Origin of the sequence: Cupriavidus sp. HPC(L) (genome assembly GCF_000307735.3) — a bacterium.
Lineage (GTDB): Bacteria > Pseudomonadota > Gammaproteobacteria > Burkholderiales > Burkholderiaceae > Cupriavidus.
Genome location: NZ_AMPR02000068.1, coordinates 23,691 through 41,849 on the forward strand (window position 1 = coordinate 23,691; position 18,159 = coordinate 41,849).

Sequence of the window (18,159 nt, forward strand, 5' to 3'; positions counted from 1 at the left end):
CCAAAGAAAAACCGGCGCCTAAAGCGCCGGTTTTTCTTTGTCGTCCCCGCGCAGGCGGGGACCCAGTGGCCTGCCAAAGACGCTGGATTCCCGCGTGCGCGGGAATGACGGGATGGCTTACTGGATCTTGGCCTTGTCCCGCAGCGACTTCATCATCGACTGGAACTGCTCGCGCTGCCAGTTCTGGTCGCTCATCAGCATCTGCTGCAGCTGGGGCTTGGCTTCCTCGAAGGTCGGGATCTTGGTCTCGCGCTCGTCCTCGAGCAGGATCACGTGCCAGCCGAACTGGGTCTTGACCGGGGTCTCGGTCATCTGGCCCTTCTTCAGGCCGGCCATCGCGGCCGAGAACTCCGGCACATAGCTGTTGCCGCTGGCCCAGTCGAGATCGCCACCGTTGGCGGCCGAGCCCGGGTCCTTCGACGAGGCCTTGGCCACGTCGGCGAACTTGGCGCCGCCCTTGATCTTGGCGATGATCGCGACCGCTTCCGATTCCTTCTCGACCAGGATATGGCGGGCGCGGTATTCCTTGCCGTTGCCGAACTGGGCCTTGATCTTGTCGTATTGTTTGCGCAGCTCGGCATCGCTGGTGCCGTGGGTGCGCACATAGTCTTCGAACACCGCGCCGGCGAGCACGTTCAGGCGCGCCTGTTCCAGCTGCTCCTGCACGTCCGGGTTCTGCGTGACGCCGCGCTTGGTGGCTTCCTGCACCAGCAGTTCGCGGTCGATCAGCATATTGCGCGCGCGATCCCGCAGCTCCGGGGAATCCGGCTGGCCGGTGCCGGCGATCAGCTTGTCGAGCTTGGCCGACGGAATGCCCTTGCCATTGACGACGGCGGCATTCTGGGCGAGTGCGGGCAAGCTGCCAGCGGCAAGCACAGCCGCCAGGCTGAACGAGAGGACAGTGGTCTTCATGGAATCAGTGTTGGGAAGTCTGGGGAAGGCTGGACGATTATGCAGATACTTGCGCAGAGGCTTGTGCAGACACCGCGCGGATGATGGTCACTGCGCGGAATACTCTTGCTCGGTGAATGCGGACACTGCCAGGGCATGGATCCGCATGGGGAAGAGACTGCGCAGCGCATCATACACCATGCGATGCCGGGCAACCCGGCTCGCGCCGGCGAAGCGCTCGCTGACGATGGTGACATGATAGTGTCCGCCGCCCGAGGCCGCGCCCGGATGACCCGCGTGCAGCGCGCTGTCGTCGCGCACCGTCAGTTGCGACGGGGCCAGTTCGGCGCGCAGCAGCGCATCGATCTGCGCGGCGGTATCGCCGGCGGGGCTTTCGGGGCTTCCGGAGTTTTCGGGGGGCAACGAAGAAGAGACGTGGTTCATGGTTGCGATGCCCACGCTCAATGGCGGGCGCTTTCCTGCGCTTTTTCGGGCGCGTTTTCGTTCATATGGCGCGACAGCCAGAGGCTTTGGGCGACGATGAAGACCAGCATCAGGCCCATGCTGCCGAACAGCTTGAAGTTGACCCAGATGTCGGTCGAGAACTGGTAGGCCACCCACAGGTTCAGCACGCCCATCACGGCGAAGAAGCCGGCCCAGGCGGTATTGAGGCGGCCCCAGACCGGGTCGGGAAGCTTGACGGACTTTTCCATCATGGCGCGGATCAGGTTCTTGCGCCAGATCGCGGCGGAGGCGAGCAGCGCGACCGCGAACAGCCAGTACAGCACGGTCGGCTTCCACTTGATGAAGGTCTCGTTGTGCAGCAGCAGCGTGGCGCCGCCGAACACCACGATGATCAGCAGGCTGATCCACTGCATCGGTTCGACCTTGCGGTGGCGCAGCCAGACCCAGCCGATCTGCACGATGGTGGCCGCGATGGCGACCGCGGTGGCGGCAAAGATGCCCGCCAGCTTGAAGGTGACGAAAAACAGGATGACCGGGAACAGGTCGAACAGAAATTTCATGCGGGTCCGTCGGGGAAGGCGATGCCGGCGGGCGGCATCGCGGAATCGTTATCGTGGGGTCTGGCCGCGGCGGGTCAGCGTGCGTTGGTCGGCGTGCGTTGGTCAGCGCTGCGGCTCAGCCAGGCGTGCCGGACTTGCCGGCGTGGCCGGCATCCTCGCCGGAGCCCGGTTCTGGTTCGCGGTCGTCGAATTTTAGCGCAGCCGAATTGATGCAATAGCGCAGGCCGGTCGGCGCCGGGCCATCCTCGAACACATGGCCCAGATGGCTGCCGCATTCCTTGCAGCGCACCTCGATGCGGACCATGCCGTGGCTGTGGTCGACGTGTTCGTCGATCACCTCACCGTTGATGGGCCGGAAATAGCTGGGCCAGCCGCAGCCGGCATCGAACTTGGTGGTGGACTCGAACAGCGGCGTGCCGCAGCCCACGCAGCGGTAGATGCCGGGCTCCCAGTGGTCCCAGTAGCGGCCGGTGAAGGCGCGTTCGGTGGCGGCCTCGCGCGCGACCCGGTATTCGATGTCGGACAGTTGCGCGCGCCATTCGGCTTCGGTCTTGTTGACGGGCATGATGCGGATCCTTGTGGGGGCGATCGGTGTTGGGTTCGATGGATCGGTTCGAGATGGGGACCGATATCAGGACGAACAGCTTACCTCGATACCGGACGCCCAGTCCGGCGGCAGCGCGGCATACGACTCGGCCTCGGGCTGCTCGTCGAATGGCCGCGACAGCACCGCCAGCAGCCGCTGCACCTCGCTGAAGTCCTTCTCCTTGGCGCGCTGGATCGCCACCTCGGCCAGATGGTTGCGCAGCACGTACTTCGGGTTGACGGCCAGCATCGATGCCGCGCGGCCCGCGTCGTCCGAGTTCTCGGCACGCAGGCGGGCGCGGTAGCGTTCGGCCCACGCGTCCCAGCCGGCCCGGTCCATGAACAGGTCGCGCACCGGCGCGTCGCGGCTGCCGTCCGCCGAGGAGATGCGGGCGAGGTTGCGCCAGAACAAGGTGTAGTCGACCCGCTGGGTATGCAGCAGGCGGAACAGGTCGGTCAGCAGCGCCTCGTCGGCCGCGTGGTCGATATCGGCGCTGGCCAGGCCCAGCTTGGCGCGGTACAGCTGGAAGAAGCGCTGCGCATAGCGGTCACGGAAGGGATCGAGGCCGGCGTGCGCGGCCTCGATCGCGGCCTCCTTGGCCGCTTCGGTCGGCGCCTGGCCGTCCTCCCGCTCGATCCACAGCGGCAGCAGCGCCTGCGCCAGGCAATGCAGGTTCCAGAAGCCGACCTGCGGCTGCTGGCTGTAGGCGTAGCGGCCCTGGGTGTCCGAGTGGTTGCAGATATGGTTGGCGTCGAAGGCGTCAAGAAAGCCGAAGGGACCGTAGTCGATGGTCAGGCCGAGGATCGACATGTTGTCGGTGTTCATCACGCCATGACAGAAGCCCACGGCCTGCCACTGGGCCATCAGGTCGGCGGTGCGCAGCGACACCTCGCGCAGCAGCGCCTGGTAGGGGCTGATGGTCTCGCCGCCGGCGCTGTCGCGGCATTCCGGCATGAAGCGGTCGATGACGAAGTCGGCCAGCTGGCGCAGCGCCGCCACGTCGTCGTGCGCGGCGAAATGCTCGAAATGGCCGAAGCGGATGAAGGTGGGCGCCAGGCGCGTGACCACCGCGGCGGTCTCGATGGTCTCGCGGCGTACCGGCGCGTCGGAGCCGACGATGCACAGCGCGCGCGTGGTCGGGATGCCCAACGCGGCCATGGCCTCCGAGCACAGGTATTCGCGGATCGACGAGCGCAGCACAGCGCGGCCGTCGCCCATCCGCGAATACGGCGTCTTGCCCGAGCCCTTCAGCTGGATTTCCCACGGGCCGTTGGCGGTCTGCGCCTCGGCGATGCGAATCGCGCGGCCGTCGCCGAGCTGACCGGCCCAGACGCCGAACTGATGGCCCGAGTAGACGGTGGCCAGCGGATCGGCCCAGTCCGGCACGCGGTTGCCGATGAAGATCTCGGCGAAGTCCGGCGGGAGCGCGTTGCCGGCACTGGCGCCGTCGCTCCATTGCCAGCCCAGCAGTTCAGCCGCGGCGGGCGCCACGGCCACCACATACGGCGCGGGCAGCGGCGTGGGGCGCAGGCGCGTGAAGAAACGCTCGCCGAGCGCGGCAAACCCCGGCGCCACGGAGAAGGGCGGTTGCATGGTGGTTGCAGGCGACGACGGGGCCGGTGCGGGGGAGACAGCTGGGGTCGGATCAGAGGACATGAGGTCGGGGCCTTGGCATCACGCGCCGGGCGCGAATGGTCGCGGAGGGTGGCTGGGGACCGGCGCGGTGCAACAGCCTGCAATCGGAGGCCTGCCTGGAAGTGCGCTTGCAGGCTAGGGAAAACGACATGTTGAGGTGCAACATGGCTGGCAGTATTGTACTTGCACGCCGCATTTTCCCTGGTCTGACCGCGGCGCCGCGGCCGGTGTTCCCGCTTGTTCACGCTTGCTCCTGCTTGTACCCATCGCGCGGCGCGGCCATCACCGGCAGTCTTCCCGTCATGCCGCCCGCTTGCACGCCCGCAGTGCACCGGCGTAGTGCATCGATGGAAAGTGCGAGCGTGTCTGCCGACGCCTTCCGCTGGAAGGTTTTTGTCGGCCTAAAAAAAGAACGATTGTTCGCTTCTCGGCGTTGCCAGGGCGGACATCGCCACCGATAAAGGAGACCATTCCCATGGCATTGATGGGACAAATGATGGGCGCGCCGTTGCTCATTTCCTCCATCATCACCCACGCCGCACGCCATTACGGCAGCACCGAAATCGTTTCGCGGCGCACCGAAGGGGACCTCCACCGCTATACCTACCGCGATTGCGAGCTGCGCGCCCGCAAGCTGGCGCAGGCGCTGGGCAAGCTGGGCGTGCAGCCCGGCGAGCGGGTCGGCACGCTGGCGTGGAACGGCTACCGCCACCTCGAGATCTACTACGCGGTATCGGGCATGGGTTCGGTCTGCCACACGATCAACCCGCGGCTGTTCCCCGAGCAGCTGGCCTATATCGTCAATCACGCCGAAGACCGCTATGTATTCTTCGACCTGACCTTCCTGCCGCTGGTCGAGGGCCTGGCGCCGCATTGCCCGCAGGTCAAGGGCTGGGTGCTGATGAGCGACCGCGCGCACCTGCCGGCCGAATCGAAGTTGCCGCTGCTGTGCTACGAGGACCTGATCGAGGGCCAGGACGGCGACTACAGCTGGCCGAGCTTCGACGAGAACACCGCGTCGAGCCTTTGCTACACGTCCGGCACCACCGGCAATCCGAAGGGCGCCCTTTATTCGCATCGCTCGACGGTGCTGCATTCGTATGCGTCGGCGTTGCCGGACGCGCTGGGCTGCTCGGCCAAGGACGTGATCCTGCCGGTCGTGCCGATGTTCCACGTCAATGCCTGGGGCCTGCCGTACTCGGTGCCGCTGGTCGGCGCCAAGCTGGTATTCCCCGGCGCGAAGCTCGACGGCGCCTCGCTGTACGAGCTGTTCGAGCAGGAGCAGGTCACCTTCTCGGCGGGCGTGCCGACGGTCTGGCTCGGCCTGCTGCAGCATGTGCAGGCCAACAAGCTGCGCTTCTCCAGCTTCAAGCGCACGGTGATCGGGGGCTCGGCCGCGCCGCCGGCGATGATCAAGGCGCTGAACGCGCTCGATGTCGAGGTGATCCATGCCTGGGGCATGACCGAGATGTCGCCGCTGGGCACCACCTGCAAGCTGCTGAACAAGCATCTGTCGCTGCCGCCGGAGCAGCAGCAGGCCATCCTGGAGAAGCAGGGCCGCGTCATCTACGGCGTCGACATGAAGATCGTCGACGGCGAGGGGCGCGAGCTGCCGTGGGACGGCAAGGCCTTCGGCGACCTGATGGTGCGCGGCCCCTGGATCATCGACCGCTATTACCGCAGCGACAGCTCGCCGCTGGCCGACGGCTGGTTCCCGACCGGCGATGTCGCCACCATCGATGCCGACGGCTATATGCAGATCACCGACCGCAGCAAGGACGTGATCAAGTCCGGCGGCGAATGGATTTCGTCGATCGACGTGGAGAACGTCGCCGCGGCGCATCCGGCGGTACATATGGCCGCCTGCATTTCGGTCCACCATCCCAAGTGGGACGAACGGCCGCTGCTGGTGGTGATGAAGAAGCCTGGCTCCGAGCTGACCCGCGAGGAGCTGCTGAGCTTCTTCGAGGGCAAGGTCGCCAAATGGTGGATCCCCGACGATGTGGCCTTTGTCGACGAGATCCCGCTGACGGCCACCGGCAAGATGCAGAAGCTGAAGCTGCGCGAGCAGTTCAAGGACTATCGGCTGCCGACGGCCTGAACCAGGGCCGTCGCAGGGCACGTGCAGCAGCGGCGGCGTCTTCCCGGCGCCGCGGTAGAAGCAAACGGGACCATCGGGCAAGCCGCGAGACAGCATAAAAGCGGCAGCCCCGAGCGCCCGCTCATCACGATAGCCAACGAGAGAAAGAGAGAAGGAGACAAACCATGATCAGATTGCGTCCGCTCGTCGCCGGCGTGGCATTGATGGCTGCGCTCGGTTCGGGAGCCGCCGCGGCCGATACGGTGAAGATCGCGTTCATCGATCCGCTGTCTGGCCTGATGGCGCCGGTCGGCCAGAACCAGCTCAAGAGCTGGCAGTACGTCGCCGAGCTGGCCAATCAGAAGAACTGGGCCGGCGGGCACAAGTTCGAGGTCGTGGGATTCGACAACAAGCTGTCGCCGCAGGAAAGCCTGACGATCCTGAAGCAGGCCGTCGATCAGGGCATCCGCTACGTGGTGCAGGGCAACGGCTCGTCGGTCGGCCTGGCGCTGCAGGACGCGGTGGCCAAGCACAACGAGCGCAACCCGGGCAAGGAGATCATCTATCTGAACTATGCCGCGGTCGATCCGGACATGACCAACTCGAAATGCAACTACTGGCATTTCCGTCTGGACGCCAACTCCGACATGAAGATGGAGGCGCTGACCACCTATCTGGCGCAGGACCAGAACGTCAAGAAGGTCTATCTGATCAACCAGAACTACTCGTTCGGCCACCAGGTCGCGCGCGCCGCCAAGGAATACCTGAAGCGCAAACGCCCGGACATCCAGGTCGTCGGCGAGGACCTGCACCCGCTGGCGCAGGTCAAGGACTTCTCGCCCTACGTGGCCAAGATCAAGGCCGCCGGCGCCGATACCGTGATCACCGGCAACTGGGGCAGCGACCTCGCGCTGCTGATCAAGGCGGCCAAGGACGCCGGGCTGACCGCCAATTTCTACACCTATTACGCGGCCACCACCGGGGTGCCGACCGCGATGGGCGCGGCGGGAGCCGAGCGCGTGCGCTATGTCGGCTACTACAACCCGAACAACAAGGGCTTCCGCGGCTCGGAAGTGATCGAGGGCTACGAGAAGAAGTACAACGACGACTTCTACGTGATGGCCTCGTATACCGGCATCGCGATGCTCAGCCAGGCCTTCAAGAACGCCAAGTCGACCGATCCGGTCAAGGTGGCCAAGGCGCTCGAGGGCATGAAGGTCGAGAGCATGAACGGCACCGTCGAGATGCGCGCGACCGACCACCAGGCCCAGCAGCCGCTGACCATCGCCACCTGGACCAAGGTCGACGGCAAGGAAGTCAAGTACGACCAGGAAAACACCGGCTACGGCTGGAAGACCAACGCGGTGCTGGACGCGCATGTCGCCGCCCAGCCCACCTCCTGCCAGATGAAGCGTCCAGGCTGATCCCGGACGCGCCACACGCGGCGCGCCCGCGCGGCCTCTGACCGCCAGCGCCGGTGGTATGCTGCCGGCCCCTGGGGGCGCAGACACGGCCGCCGCGCCCGCCCTCGCTTCGCCTTCGCCGGACGGCGGCACTTGCCGCCGGCCCGGCGCCAGATGGAAGGACTGGCTGTGGAATTCTTCATCATCTCGCTGTTGAACGGCATCAGCTATGGGCTGCTGCTGTTCATGCTGTCGTCGGGCCTGACGCTGATCTTCAGCATGATGGGCGTGCTGAACTTCGCGCATGCGAGCTTCTACATGCTCGGCGCCTATTTCGCATACTCGATCTCGACCAAGATCGGCTTCTGGCCGGCGCTGATCGCCGCGCCGCTGCTGGTGGCGTTCGCGGGCGCGCTGGTCGAGCGCTTCGGCCTGCGGGCGGTGCACAAGTACGGCCACGTCGCCGAGTTGCTGTTCACCTTCGGCCTGGCCTACCTGATCGAGGAGGGCGTCAAGCTGGTCTGGGGCCTGGCGGCGGTGCCGTACCGGATTCCGGCCGAGCTCGACGGGCCGCTGTTTACCGTGTTCACCTCGGCCTTCCCCAAGTACCGCGCCTTCATGATGCTGGTGTCGCTGGCGATGCTGGTGGCGATCTACCTGGTGCTGACGCGAACCCGCATCGGGCTGGTGATCCAGGCCGCGCTGACGCATCCGGAGATGGCCGAGGCGCTGGGGCACAACGTGCCGCGCGTGTTCATGATGGTGTTCGGCGGCGGCGCCGCGCTGGCGGGCCTGGCCGGCGTGATCGGCGGCAATGCCTTTGTCACCGAGCCGTCGATGGCCGCCGCGGTCGGCTCGATCGTGTTCGTGGTGGCGGTGGTCGGCGGCATGGGCTCGCTGGTCGGGGCGTTCATCGCGTCGATCCTGATCGGGCTGCTGCAGACCTTCGCGGTCACCATCGACGCGTCGCTCGCCGGCATGTTCAATTCGCTGGGGCTGAACGTGACCAGCGAAACGCCGTTCTATTCGCTGTGGCGGCTGACGGTGGCGCAGGTCGCGCCGGTGCTGCCGTATCTGCTGCTGGTCGTGATGCTGATCTTCCGCCCGCGCGGCCTGATGGGAACCCGGGAGAGCTGACGCGATGGAATCGACGATGCAACGCACGCAAGACACCACGGTCACCGGCCGCACGATGCGCTACCGGCCGCTGAACCTCGGCCGCTGGGTGCTGTGGGGCACCACCGCGCTGCTGATGCTGGTGCTGCCGCTGATCTTCACCGGCGGGTTTGCGATCACGCTGATGTCGCAGATGGGCATCATGATCGTGTTCGCGCTGTCCTACAACATGCTGCTCGGCCAGACCGGCATGCTGTCGTTCGGGCACGCCGTCTATTCGGGCCTGGGCGCCTTCATCGCGGTCCATGTGCTGAACATGGCCGGCGCCGGCACCGTGTGGATGCCGGTGTCGCTGCTGCCGCTGGTCGGAGGACTCGCCGGTGCCTTCTTCGGCGTCATCTTTGGTTACGTGACGACCAAGAAGTCCGGCACCACCTTCGCGATGATCACGCTGGGCATCGGCGAGATGGTGTTTGCCAGCTCGCTGATGTTCCCGGAATTCTTCGGCGGGGAGGGCGGCATCTCGACCAACCGCGTGGTCGGCGAGCCGTTCCTCGGCATCACCTTCGGCCCCGGCCGGCAGGTCTACTACCTGATCGCGATCTGGTGCCTGCTGTCGATGGCGGCGATGTATGCGTGGACGCAGACGCCGCTCGGCCGCATCGCCAACGCGGTGCGGGACAACCCCGAGCGGGCCGAGTTCATCGGTTACAACACGCAGCGCGTGCGCTATCTGGTGCTGATCCTGTCGGCGTTCTTCGCCGGCATCTCGGGCGCGCTGGCGGCGATCAACTTCGAGATCGTGTCGGCGGAGAACGTCAGCGCGGTGCGCTCCGGCGGCGTGCTGCTGGCCGCCTTCATCGGCGGCGCCGGCTTCTTCTTCGGGCCGATCGTCGGCGCGGTGGTGTTCGTGCTGTTCGCGGTCGCGCTGTCGGACCTGACCAAGGCATGGCTGCTGTACCTGGGCCTGTTCTTCGTGCTGATGGTGATGTTCGTGCCGGGCGGGCTGGCCAGCCTGCTGATGATGCAGCTGCCGCTGGTGGCGCGCGGCAAGTTCCGTCAGATGCTGCCGTCCTACGGGCTGTGCGCGCTGGCCGGGGTGGTGCTGCTGGCGGCGATCATCCTGACGGTCGAGCTGGTCTACAAGGTGCAGGTCGATAGCGCCAATGGCACCGCGATGTCGCTGTTCGGCATCGCGTTCGATGCCGGCACGCTGGCGCCGTGGGGCGTGGCGGCGGCGCTGTGGCTGGTCGGACTGGCCGCATGGCGCTTCACGGTGGGGCAGGCGCGGCTGCGGTGGGACAAGGTGCAGGCGGAAATCGCGGGAGGAGCGGCATGAGGCGGGATACCACGGCGGCGCTGGAGCTGACCGATGTGCGCAAGCGCTTCGGCCAGACCGAGATCATCCGCGGCGTGACGCTGAACATTGCGCGCGGCGAGCGCCATGCGCTGATCGGCCCCAACGGCGCGGGCAAGTCGACCACCTTCAACCTGATCTCCGGCCGGTTCGCGCCGACCTCGGGATCGGTGCGGCTCAATGGCGAGGAGATCGGCGGGCTGCAGCCGTTCGTGATCAATCGCAAGGGGCTGTCGCGCAGCTTCCAGATCACCAATATCTTCCATCGGCTGACGGTGTTCGAGAACCTGCGCTGCGCGGTGCTGTGGGCGCTCGGCTACAAGTATTCGTTCTGGCACCGGCTGTCCGAATTGCGCGACGCGCGCGAACGGGCCGAGGAGGTGCTGGAGCTGATCGGCCTGCAGCACCGGCGCCATACGCAGTCGGGCCTGCTGACCTATGCCGAGCAGCGCGCGCTGGAGATCGGCATCACGATCGCGGGCGGCGCCGACGTGATCCTGCTGGACGAGCCGACCGCCGGCATGAGCCGCTCGGAATCCGACCATGCGGTCGAGCTGATCCGCAAGGTCACCGTGGGCAAGACGCTGGTGATGGTCGAGCACGACATGAGCGTGGTGTTCGGGCTGGCCGACCGCATCTCGGTGCTGGTCTACGGCGAGGTGATCGCGACCGGTACGCCCGAGGCCATCCGTAACGATCGCCGCGTCAAGGAAGCCTATCTGGGCACGACGCTCGACGAGGGCGAAGGCGAGGGCGCGGTGGGCGCAAGCGCAAGCGAGGGGGCGCACTGATGGGCAAGCGCATGCTGGAGGTGCAGGGGCTGCACGCCTACTACGGCAAGAGCCATATCCTGCATGGCGTCGATCTGCATATCGACGAGGGCGAGATCGTCGCGCTGCTGGGACGCAACGGGGTGGGGCGCTCGACCATGGCGAAGGCGATCCTCGGCATGGTCAAGGCCGAGGGCTCGGTACGCTTTCGCGGCGACGAGATCCTGGGGCGGCGTACCTTCGAGATCGCGCACCTCGGCGTCGGTTACGTGCCCGAGAATCGCGACATCTTTCCGACGCTGACGGTGCGCCAGAACCTGCTGCTGGGCGAGAAGCCGAACCCGCGCCAGAGCCGGCCGCGCTGGAGCACCGACGACATGTTCGCGCTGTTCCCGCGCCTGAAGGAGCGCGAGAACACGCCGGCCGGCGTGCTGTCCGGCGGCGAGCAGCAGATGCTGACGCTGTGCCGCACGCTGATGGGCGACCCCGACCTGGTGCTGATCGACGAGCCGACCGAGGGGCTCGCGCCGATGATCGTCGCCCAGGTCGCCGACTACCTGAAGGTGTTGAAGGAGCGCGGCGTGTCGGTGCTGCTGATCGAGCAGAAGCTGGCGATCGCGCTGGACATCTCGCAGCGCGTCTACGTGATGGGCCACGGGCACATCGTTTTCGAAGGGACGCCGGCCGAGCTGAAGGGCAATGCGCAGGTGCGCAAGGAGTGGTTGGAGGTTTGAGGGCCGGAACAGGCTGTTGAAGAGGCCGCTAAAGAGACTGCCAAAGAGGCTGTTAAGCAGGGTGTTATCGACCGCTTCCGTTTCGACCATGCATCCCATGAAGGCGTGCCATGCAGCCCCCGCATGGCGCGCTTTTTTTGTGCCTGCGGCGGCGAATTTCTCCTCCAAAATAGAAATTGAACGACCGTTCTATTTTGTGTATGCTTGTTTCGCTCGCCTCCCCGGACGGCCGGCTCGCGCCTACTATTCCCGAGGCGCACCGCGATGCCGATGGCGCAGCCGAAGTAAAACAATATTCGAGAATTCGAATCCCGAGACAATCAAGACACCAAAGGAACCAGCATGACAGCGCAGTATCAGGTTCAGGACGGCATCGCCGTCATCACGCTCGACAATCCCCCTGTCAACGGCCTGGGTCACAGCACCCGGCTTGGCATCGTCGAAGGCATGACCCGTGCGCTGGACGATGCCGCGGTCAAGGCGGTCGTCATCACCGGCGCCGGCAAGGCGTTCTCGGGCGGCGCCGACATCCGCGAGTTCAATACGCCGAAGGCGACGCAGGAGCCGACGCTGCATTCGGTGATCAAGGTGATCGAGAATTCGACCAAGCCGGTCGTCGCCGCGGTGCATTCGGTGGCGATGGGCGGCGGTCTGGAGCTGGCGCTGGGTTGCAACTACCGCGTCGCATCCAAGGGCGCGCAGATCGCACTGCCCGAAGTCAAGCTGGGCATCCTGCCGGGCGCCGGCGGCACGCAGCGCCTGCCGCGCGTGATCGGCCTGGAGGCCGCGCTCAACATGATCGTCACCGGCAACCCGGTGCTGTCGGAGAAGTTCGCCGGCACCAAGCTGTTCGACGAGATCGTCGATGGCGACGTGCTGCCCGCGGCGATCGCCTTCGCCCGCAATGTCGGCGCCGCGTCGGGCCCGCACCCCAAGGTGCGCGACCTGAAGGTGCGCCATGAAAACGCCGAGGGCTTCCTCGCCTTCGCCAAGAACACCGTCGCCGCCGTGGCGAAGAACTTCCCGGCGCCGGGCAAGTGCGTCGAGGCGGTGGCCGCTTCGCTGAAGCCCTTCGACGAGGGCCTGCGCCTGGAGCGCGAAGGCTTCATGTTCCTGGTCAATACGCCGGAATCGCGCGCGCTGCGCCATGCCTTCTTCGGCGAGCGCGCCGCCAGCAAGATCCCCGACGTGCCGTCGGACACGCCCACCCGCAAGATCGAGAAAGTTGCCGTGATCGGCGCCGGCACCATGGGCGGCGGCATCTCGATGAACTTCCTGAACGCGGGCATCCCCGTCACCGTTCTGGAGACCAAGCAGGAAGCGCTGGACCGCGGCGTGGCGACGATCCGCCGCAACTACGAGAACAGCGCGAAGAAGGGCAAGCTGACGCAGGAGAAGGTCGAGCAGCGCATGGGCCTGCTGTCGACCACGCTGTCCTATGACGACATCAAGGACGCCGACCTGATCATCGAGGCGGTGTTCGAGGAAATGGGCGTCAAGGAAACCGTGTTCAAGAAGCTGGACGAGGTTGCCAAGCCCGGCGCGATCCTGGCCTCGAACACCTCGACGCTCGACGTCAACAAGATCGCCTCGTTCACCAGGCGTCCGCAGGACGTGGTCGGCATGCACTTCTTCAGCCCGGCCAACGTGATGAAGCTGCTGGAAGTGGTGCGCGGCGACAAGACCGGCAAGGACGTGCTGGCCACGGTCATGCAGGTCGCCAAGAAGATCAAGAAGACCGCGGTGGTGTCGGGCGTCTGCGACGGCTTCATCGGCAACCGGATGATCGAGCAGTACAGCCGCCAGGCCGGCTACCTGCTCGACGAGGGCGCGCTGCCCGAGCAGGTCGACAAGGCGATCGAGAAGTTCGGCTTCGCGATGGGCCCGTTCCGCATGGGCGACCTGGCCGGCAACGACATCGGCTGGGCGATCCGCAAGCGCCGCGCGGTCGAGAAGCCGGACATCCAGTATTCGAAGACCGCCGATCTGCTGTGCGAGATGGGACGCTTCGGCCAGAAGACCGGCGCGGGCTGGTACGACTACAAGCCGGGCGACCGCAAGCCGTACCCGAACCAGCAGGTCAACGAGATGATCGTCCAGCATTCCAAGGATCTCGGCATCACGCGCCGCAAGATCTCGGACGAGGAGATCGTCGAGCGTCTGGTGTACGCGCTGGTCAATGAAGGCGCGAAGATTCTCGAGGAAGGCATTGCCTCGAAGGCCTCGGACATCGACATGGTCTACCTGACCGGCTACGGCTTCCCGCTGCATCGCGGCGGCCCGATGCTGTATGCGGACCAGGTCGGCCTGTACAACGTGCTGCTGTCGATGCAGCGCTATGCCAAGGGCTACCACGGCGAAGCGTGGGAGCCGGCGCCGCTGCTCAAGAAGCTGGCGGCCGAGGGCAAGGGCTTCAACGGCTGAGCGGCGAACGGCACGGCACCGACGCAATGGACGCGACCATGCAACGACGCTTCGGCAACAGCGATTGCCTGCTGGTGATCGATGTGCAGAACGACTTCATGCCCGGCGGCGCGCTCGCCGTGCCCGAAGGCGACCAGGTCGTGCCGGTGATCAACCGGCTGGCCGAGGCGTTCACGCATGTGGTGCTGACGCAGGACTGGCACCCGGCCGACCACGTGTCGTTCGCGGCCAACCATGCCGGCGCGGCGCCGTTCCAGACCACCACGCTGCCGTATGGCCAGCAGGTGCTCTGGCCCGCGCACTGCGTGCAGGGGCAACCGGGGGCCGAGCTGCATCCGCAACTGGCGGTGCCGCACGCGCGGCTGGTGATCCGCAAGGGTCATCAGCGCGAGGTCGACAGCTATTCCGCCTTTGTCGAGGCGGATCGCACGACCCCGACCGGGCTGGCCGGCTATCTGCGCGAGCATGGCGTGCGCCGCGTGATTTGCGTCGGCCTGGCGACCGACTACTGCGTGGCCTGGAGCGCGCTGGACGCGCGCGCGGCGGGCTTCGATGCGGTGGTGGTCGAGGACGCCTGCCGCGCGATCGACCTGAACGGATCGCTGGACGCCGCCTGGGCGAGCCTCGCCGAGGCGGGCGTCGGCAGGGTGCGTGCCGCCGAGCTGCTGAGCTGAGATGGCTCGTGCGACAGCGCATGGGCACCGAGACATCGAGACATCGATACACCAGACACCGAGAATACTGAGGAGCAACAAATGAACGAGGCAGTGATCGTATCGACCGCACGGACCGGTCTGGCCAAGAGCTGGAAGGGCGGCTTCAACATGACGCACGGCGCCACCCTCGGCGGCCATGTGGTCCAGCACGCGATCGCGCGGGCCAACATCGAGCCGGACGAGGTCGAGGACGTGCTGATGGGCTGTGCCAATCCCGAAGGCGCGACCGGTGCCAACATCGCACGCCAGATCGCGCTGCGCGCCGGCTGCCCGGTGACGGTGCCGGGCGCCACGGTGAACCGCTTCTGCTCGTCGGGCCTGCAGACCATCGCGATGGCCGCGCAGCGCGTGATCGCGGACGAGGGCGATATCTTCGTCGCCGGCGGCGTCGAGAGCATCTCCTGCGTGCAGCAAGAGATGAACCGCCACATGATCCAGGAAGGCTGGCTGGTCAAGAACAAGCCCGAGATCTACTGGAGCATGCTGCAGACCGCGGAAAACGTCGCCAAGCGCTACAACATCCCGCGCGAGCGCCAGGACGAGTACGGCGTGCAGAGCCAGATGCGCGCGGCGGCGGCCCAGGAGGCCGGCAAGTTCAACGACGAGATCGTGCCGCTGACGGTGCTGGCCGGCGTGGCAGACAAGGCCACCGGGCAGCTGGTGACGCGCGAGGTCACGGTCTCGGCCGACGAGGGCATCCGTCCGGATACCACCTACGAAGGCGTGTCGAAGATCCGCACGGCGATGCCGGGCGGCGTGATCGCGGCCGGCAATGCGTCGCAGTTCTCGGACGGCGCCTCGGCGGCGGTGGTGATGAGCGCCAAGCTGGCGGAGCAGCGCGGCCTGAAGCCGCTGGGCGCCTTCCGCGGCTTCGCGGTGGCCGGCTGCGAGCCCGATGAAATGGGCATCGGCCCGGTGTTCGCCGTGCCCAAGCTGCTGAAGAAGGCCGGCCTGAAGGTCGAGGACATCGGCCTGTGGGAGCTGAACGAGGCGTTCGCCGTGCAGGTGCTGTACTGCGCCGACACGCTGGGCATCCCGATGGACCGCCTGAACGTCAACGGCGGGGCGATCGCGGTGGGCCACCCGTACGGCGTGTCCGGCGCCCGCCTGGTCGGCCATGCGCTGATCGAAGGCAAGCGCCGCGGCGTCAAGTACGTGGTCGTCACCATGTGCATCGGCGGCGGCCAGGGCGCGGCAGGCCTGTTCGAGGTGCTGTAAGCGCAGGCCGCGGTGTCTTCCACCTCGTCCACCGCACCGTCGGCCGCACCGTCCGCCGGCTCCGCCGAGGCATCGTCCGAGCGCGGGCAGCCGCGTGACCTGGGCCAGCCGGGCGACCTGCTGGCCCACGGCCGCGCGATCCTGGCCGAGCAGCCGTTCTCGGTGCTGCTCGGCGCGGAGCTGACCCTGCTGACGCCGCAGCGTGCCGAGCTGCAACTGCCGCTGCGGCAGCCGTTGCAGCAGCAGCATGGCTTCGCCCACGGCGGCGTGGTCAGCTATCTGGCCGACAACGCGCTGACCTATGCCGGCGGCGCCGCGATGGCGGCGCCGGTGGTGACCTCGGAATACAAGATCAACTACGTTCGCCCGGCATTGGGCGAGCGCCTGATCGCGCGCGCCGAGTGCGTCAGCCGCGGGCGGCAGCAGGCCGTGGTCCGTTGCGATGTCTTCGCCGTCCGGGACGGCGAGGAAAGGCTGTGCGCGGTCGCGCAGGGCACCATTGCACGGATGGGCGAGGCGGGCTGAGCGGTTTTTTTTTGGGATGGGGCGGCTTGCCCTCTCCCCGGCCCTCTCCCGCAGGCGGGAGAGGGAGAACACCGGCGGGCTTTGACATGCCATCGGTCTGCTCCCCTCTCCCGCTCGCGGGAGAGGGGCCGGGGGAGAGGGCAACCCACGCCCGCATCCCCAATCCATTCCCATCCCAAGGAGCGGCAATCGCCATGTCGTTGATCCTTTCCCGCCGCGACCTCGATTTTCTGCTCTACGAGTGGCTCGATGTCGAATCGCTGACGCGCATCCCGCGCTATGCCGACCACTCGCGCGAAACCTTCGATGCCGCGCTCGATACCTGCGAGAAGATCGCCACCGATCTGTTCGCGCCGCACAACAAGAAGAACGACCAGCAGGAACCGCATTTCGACGGCGACACCGTCACCATCATTCCCGAGGTCAAGACCGCGCTGAAGGCGTTCTGCGAGGCCGGCCTGATGGCGGCCGGGCAGGATTACGAACTGGGCGGCATGCAGCTGCCGGTGGTCGTCGAGAAGGCCGGCTTCGCGTATTTCAAGGGCGCCAACGTCGGCACCAGCTCCTATCCGTTCCTGACCATCGGCAACGCCAATCTGCTGCTGACGCACGGTACGCCGGCGCAGATCGAGACATTCGTCAAGCCGGAACTGGAAGGGCGCTTCTTCGGCACCATGTGCCTGTCCGAGCCGCAGGCCGGCTCGTCGCTGTCGGACATCACCACGCGCGCCGAGTACGAGGGCGAATCGCCGCTGGGCGCGCAATACCGGCTGCGCGGCAACAAGATGTGGATCTCGGCCGGCGAGCACGAGCTGTCGGACAACATCGTGCATCTGGTGCTGGCCAAGATCCCCGGCCCGGACGGCAAGCTGATTCCCGGCGTCAAGGGCATCTCGCTGTTCATCGTGCCCAAGTTCCTGGTCAATGCCGACGGCTCGCTGGGCGAGCGCAACGACGTGGTGCTGGCCGGCCTGAACCACAAGATGGGCTATCGCGGCACCACCAACTGCCTGCTGAACTTCGGCGAGGGCACGCGCTACCGGCCGGGCGGCAAGGCCGGGGCGATCGGCTATCTGGTCGGCGAGCCGCACCAGGGCCTGGCCTGCATGTTCCACATGATGAACGAGGCCCGCATCGGCGTCGGCCTCGGCGCGGTGATGCTCGGCTATACCGGCTATCTGCACGCGCTGGACTACGCGCGCAACCGGCCGCAGGGCCGGCCGGTCGGCCCCGGCGGCAAGGACCCGTCGAGCCCGCAGGTCAGGCTGGTCGAGCATGCGGACGTGCGCCGCATGTTGCTGGCGCAGAAGAGCTACGTCGAGGGCGGGCTCGCGCTGAACCTGTACTGCGCGCGGCTGGTCGACGAGGAGCGCGCCGCCGCCACGGCTGGCGATACGGCGGAACATCAGCGCCTCGCCTTGCTGCTCGACATCCTGACCCCGATCGCCAAGAGCTGGCCGTCGCAATGGTGCCTGGAGGCCAACAGCCTGGCGATCCAGGTGCACGGCGGCTACGGCTATACGCGGGAGTACAACGTCGAGCAGTTCTATCGCGACAACCGGCTGAACCCGATCCACGAAGGCACGCACGGCATCCAGGGACTGGACCTGCTCGGGCGCAAGGTCGTGATGAAGGACGGCGCCGCGTTCAAGGCGCTGGGGCAGGTGGTGCAGGGCACG

Annotated in this window: 16 protein-coding genes; 11 read left to right on the top strand and 5 right to left on the bottom strand. The window is 66.6% G+C overall.

What is annotated here, in order from left to right:
* Nucleotides 1-117: 117 nt before the first annotated feature.
* The 5 genes from B551_RS05685 to B551_RS05705 form a co-directional block, all read right to left on the bottom strand.
* A complete protein-coding gene (locus tag B551_RS05685) occupies nt 118-912 on the bottom strand; it encodes a peptidylprolyl isomerase (protein ID WP_006576146.1) in 795 nt (264 codons plus the stop codon).
* 87 nt (nt 913-999) lie between these two features.
* Nucleotides 1,000-1,335, bottom strand: coding sequence for a BolA family transcriptional regulator (locus tag B551_RS05690; protein WP_023263649.1), 336 nt, complete (start codon nt 1,333-1,335; stop codon nt 1,000-1,002).
* A 17-nt stretch (nt 1,336-1,352) separates the two neighbouring features.
* Complete coding sequence (locus B551_RS05695; protein ID WP_006576144.1) at nt 1,353-1,916, bottom strand: septation protein A; 564 nt, start codon at nt 1,914-1,916, stop codon at nt 1,353-1,355.
* A 115-nt stretch (nt 1,917-2,031) separates the two neighbouring features.
* Nucleotides 2,032-2,481, bottom strand: coding sequence for a peptide-methionine (R)-S-oxide reductase MsrB (gene msrB / locus B551_RS05700; protein ID WP_006576143.1), 450 nt, complete (start codon nt 2,479-2,481; stop codon nt 2,032-2,034).
* 66 nt (nt 2,482-2,547) lie between these two features.
* Entirely contained in the window at nt 2,548-4,095 is a 1,548-nt protein-coding gene (locus B551_RS05705) for a YdiU family protein (protein ID WP_006576142.1), read from the bottom strand.
* 517 nt (nt 4,096-4,612) lie between these two features.
* On the opposite strand from B551_RS05705, the gene B551_RS05710 reads away from it, so the two are divergent.
* The 11 genes from B551_RS05710 to B551_RS05760 all read left to right on the top strand — a co-directional run.
* On the top strand, nt 4,613-6,238 hold the full coding sequence (locus B551_RS05710) for a 3-(methylthio)propionyl-CoA ligase (RefSeq protein WP_043437580.1): 1,626 nt from the start codon (nt 4,613-4,615) through the stop codon (nt 6,236-6,238).
* 164 nt (nt 6,239-6,402) lie between these two features.
* Entirely contained in the window at nt 6,403-7,641 is a 1,239-nt protein-coding gene (locus tag B551_RS05715; protein ID WP_006576140.1) for a branched-chain amino acid ABC transporter substrate-binding protein, read from the top strand.
* 168 nt (nt 7,642-7,809) lie between these two features.
* On the top strand, nt 7,810-8,757 hold the full coding sequence (locus tag B551_RS05720) for a branched-chain amino acid ABC transporter permease (RefSeq protein WP_006576139.1): 948 nt from the start codon (nt 7,810-7,812) through the stop codon (nt 8,755-8,757).
* Between the two features lie 4 nt (nt 8,758-8,761).
* Nucleotides 8,762-10,075 (top strand): branched-chain amino acid ABC transporter permease, encoded by a 1,314-nt coding sequence (locus tag B551_RS05725; RefSeq protein ID WP_006576138.1) that lies wholly within the window; start codon nt 8,762-8,764, stop codon nt 10,073-10,075.
* Complete coding sequence (locus B551_RS05730; protein ID WP_006576137.1) at nt 10,072-10,884, top strand: ABC transporter ATP-binding protein; 813 nt, start codon at nt 10,072-10,074, stop codon at nt 10,882-10,884. The genes B551_RS05725 and B551_RS05730 overlap by 4 nt, the downstream gene beginning before the upstream one ends.
* Nucleotides 10,884-11,597 carry an ABC transporter ATP-binding protein gene (locus tag B551_RS05735; protein ID WP_023263652.1) on the top strand — a complete coding sequence of 238 codons (714 nt, stop codon included), beginning with the start codon at nt 10,884-10,886 and terminating at the stop codon, nt 11,595-11,597. Before B551_RS05730 ends, B551_RS05735 begins: the two co-directional genes overlap by 1 nt.
* 342 nt (nt 11,598-11,939) lie before the next feature.
* On the top strand, nt 11,940-14,021 hold the full coding sequence (locus B551_RS05740; protein WP_006576135.1) for a 3-hydroxyacyl-CoA dehydrogenase NAD-binding domain-containing protein: 2,082 nt from the start codon (nt 11,940-11,942) through the stop codon (nt 14,019-14,021).
* 38 nt (nt 14,022-14,059) lie between these two features.
* Nucleotides 14,060-14,695 (top strand): bifunctional nicotinamidase/pyrazinamidase, encoded by a 636-nt coding sequence (pncA, locus tag B551_RS05745; protein WP_043437595.1) that lies wholly within the window; start codon nt 14,060-14,062, stop codon nt 14,693-14,695.
* A gap of 81 nt (nt 14,696-14,776) precedes the next feature.
* Nucleotides 14,777-15,955, top strand: a complete 1,179-nt coding sequence (locus B551_RS05750) for an acetyl-CoA C-acyltransferase (protein ID WP_006576133.1) — start codon at nt 14,777-14,779, stop codon at nt 15,953-15,955.
* Between the two features lie 99 nt (nt 15,956-16,054).
* Nucleotides 16,055-16,480 (top strand): PaaI family thioesterase, encoded by a 426-nt coding sequence (locus tag B551_RS05755; protein WP_043437598.1) that lies wholly within the window; start codon nt 16,055-16,057, stop codon nt 16,478-16,480.
* A gap of 194 nt (nt 16,481-16,674) precedes the next feature.
* Nucleotides 16,675-18,159 (top strand): acyl-CoA dehydrogenase family protein (locus B551_RS05760; protein ID WP_023263653.1); only part of this gene is annotated, 1,485 nt, incomplete at its 3' end.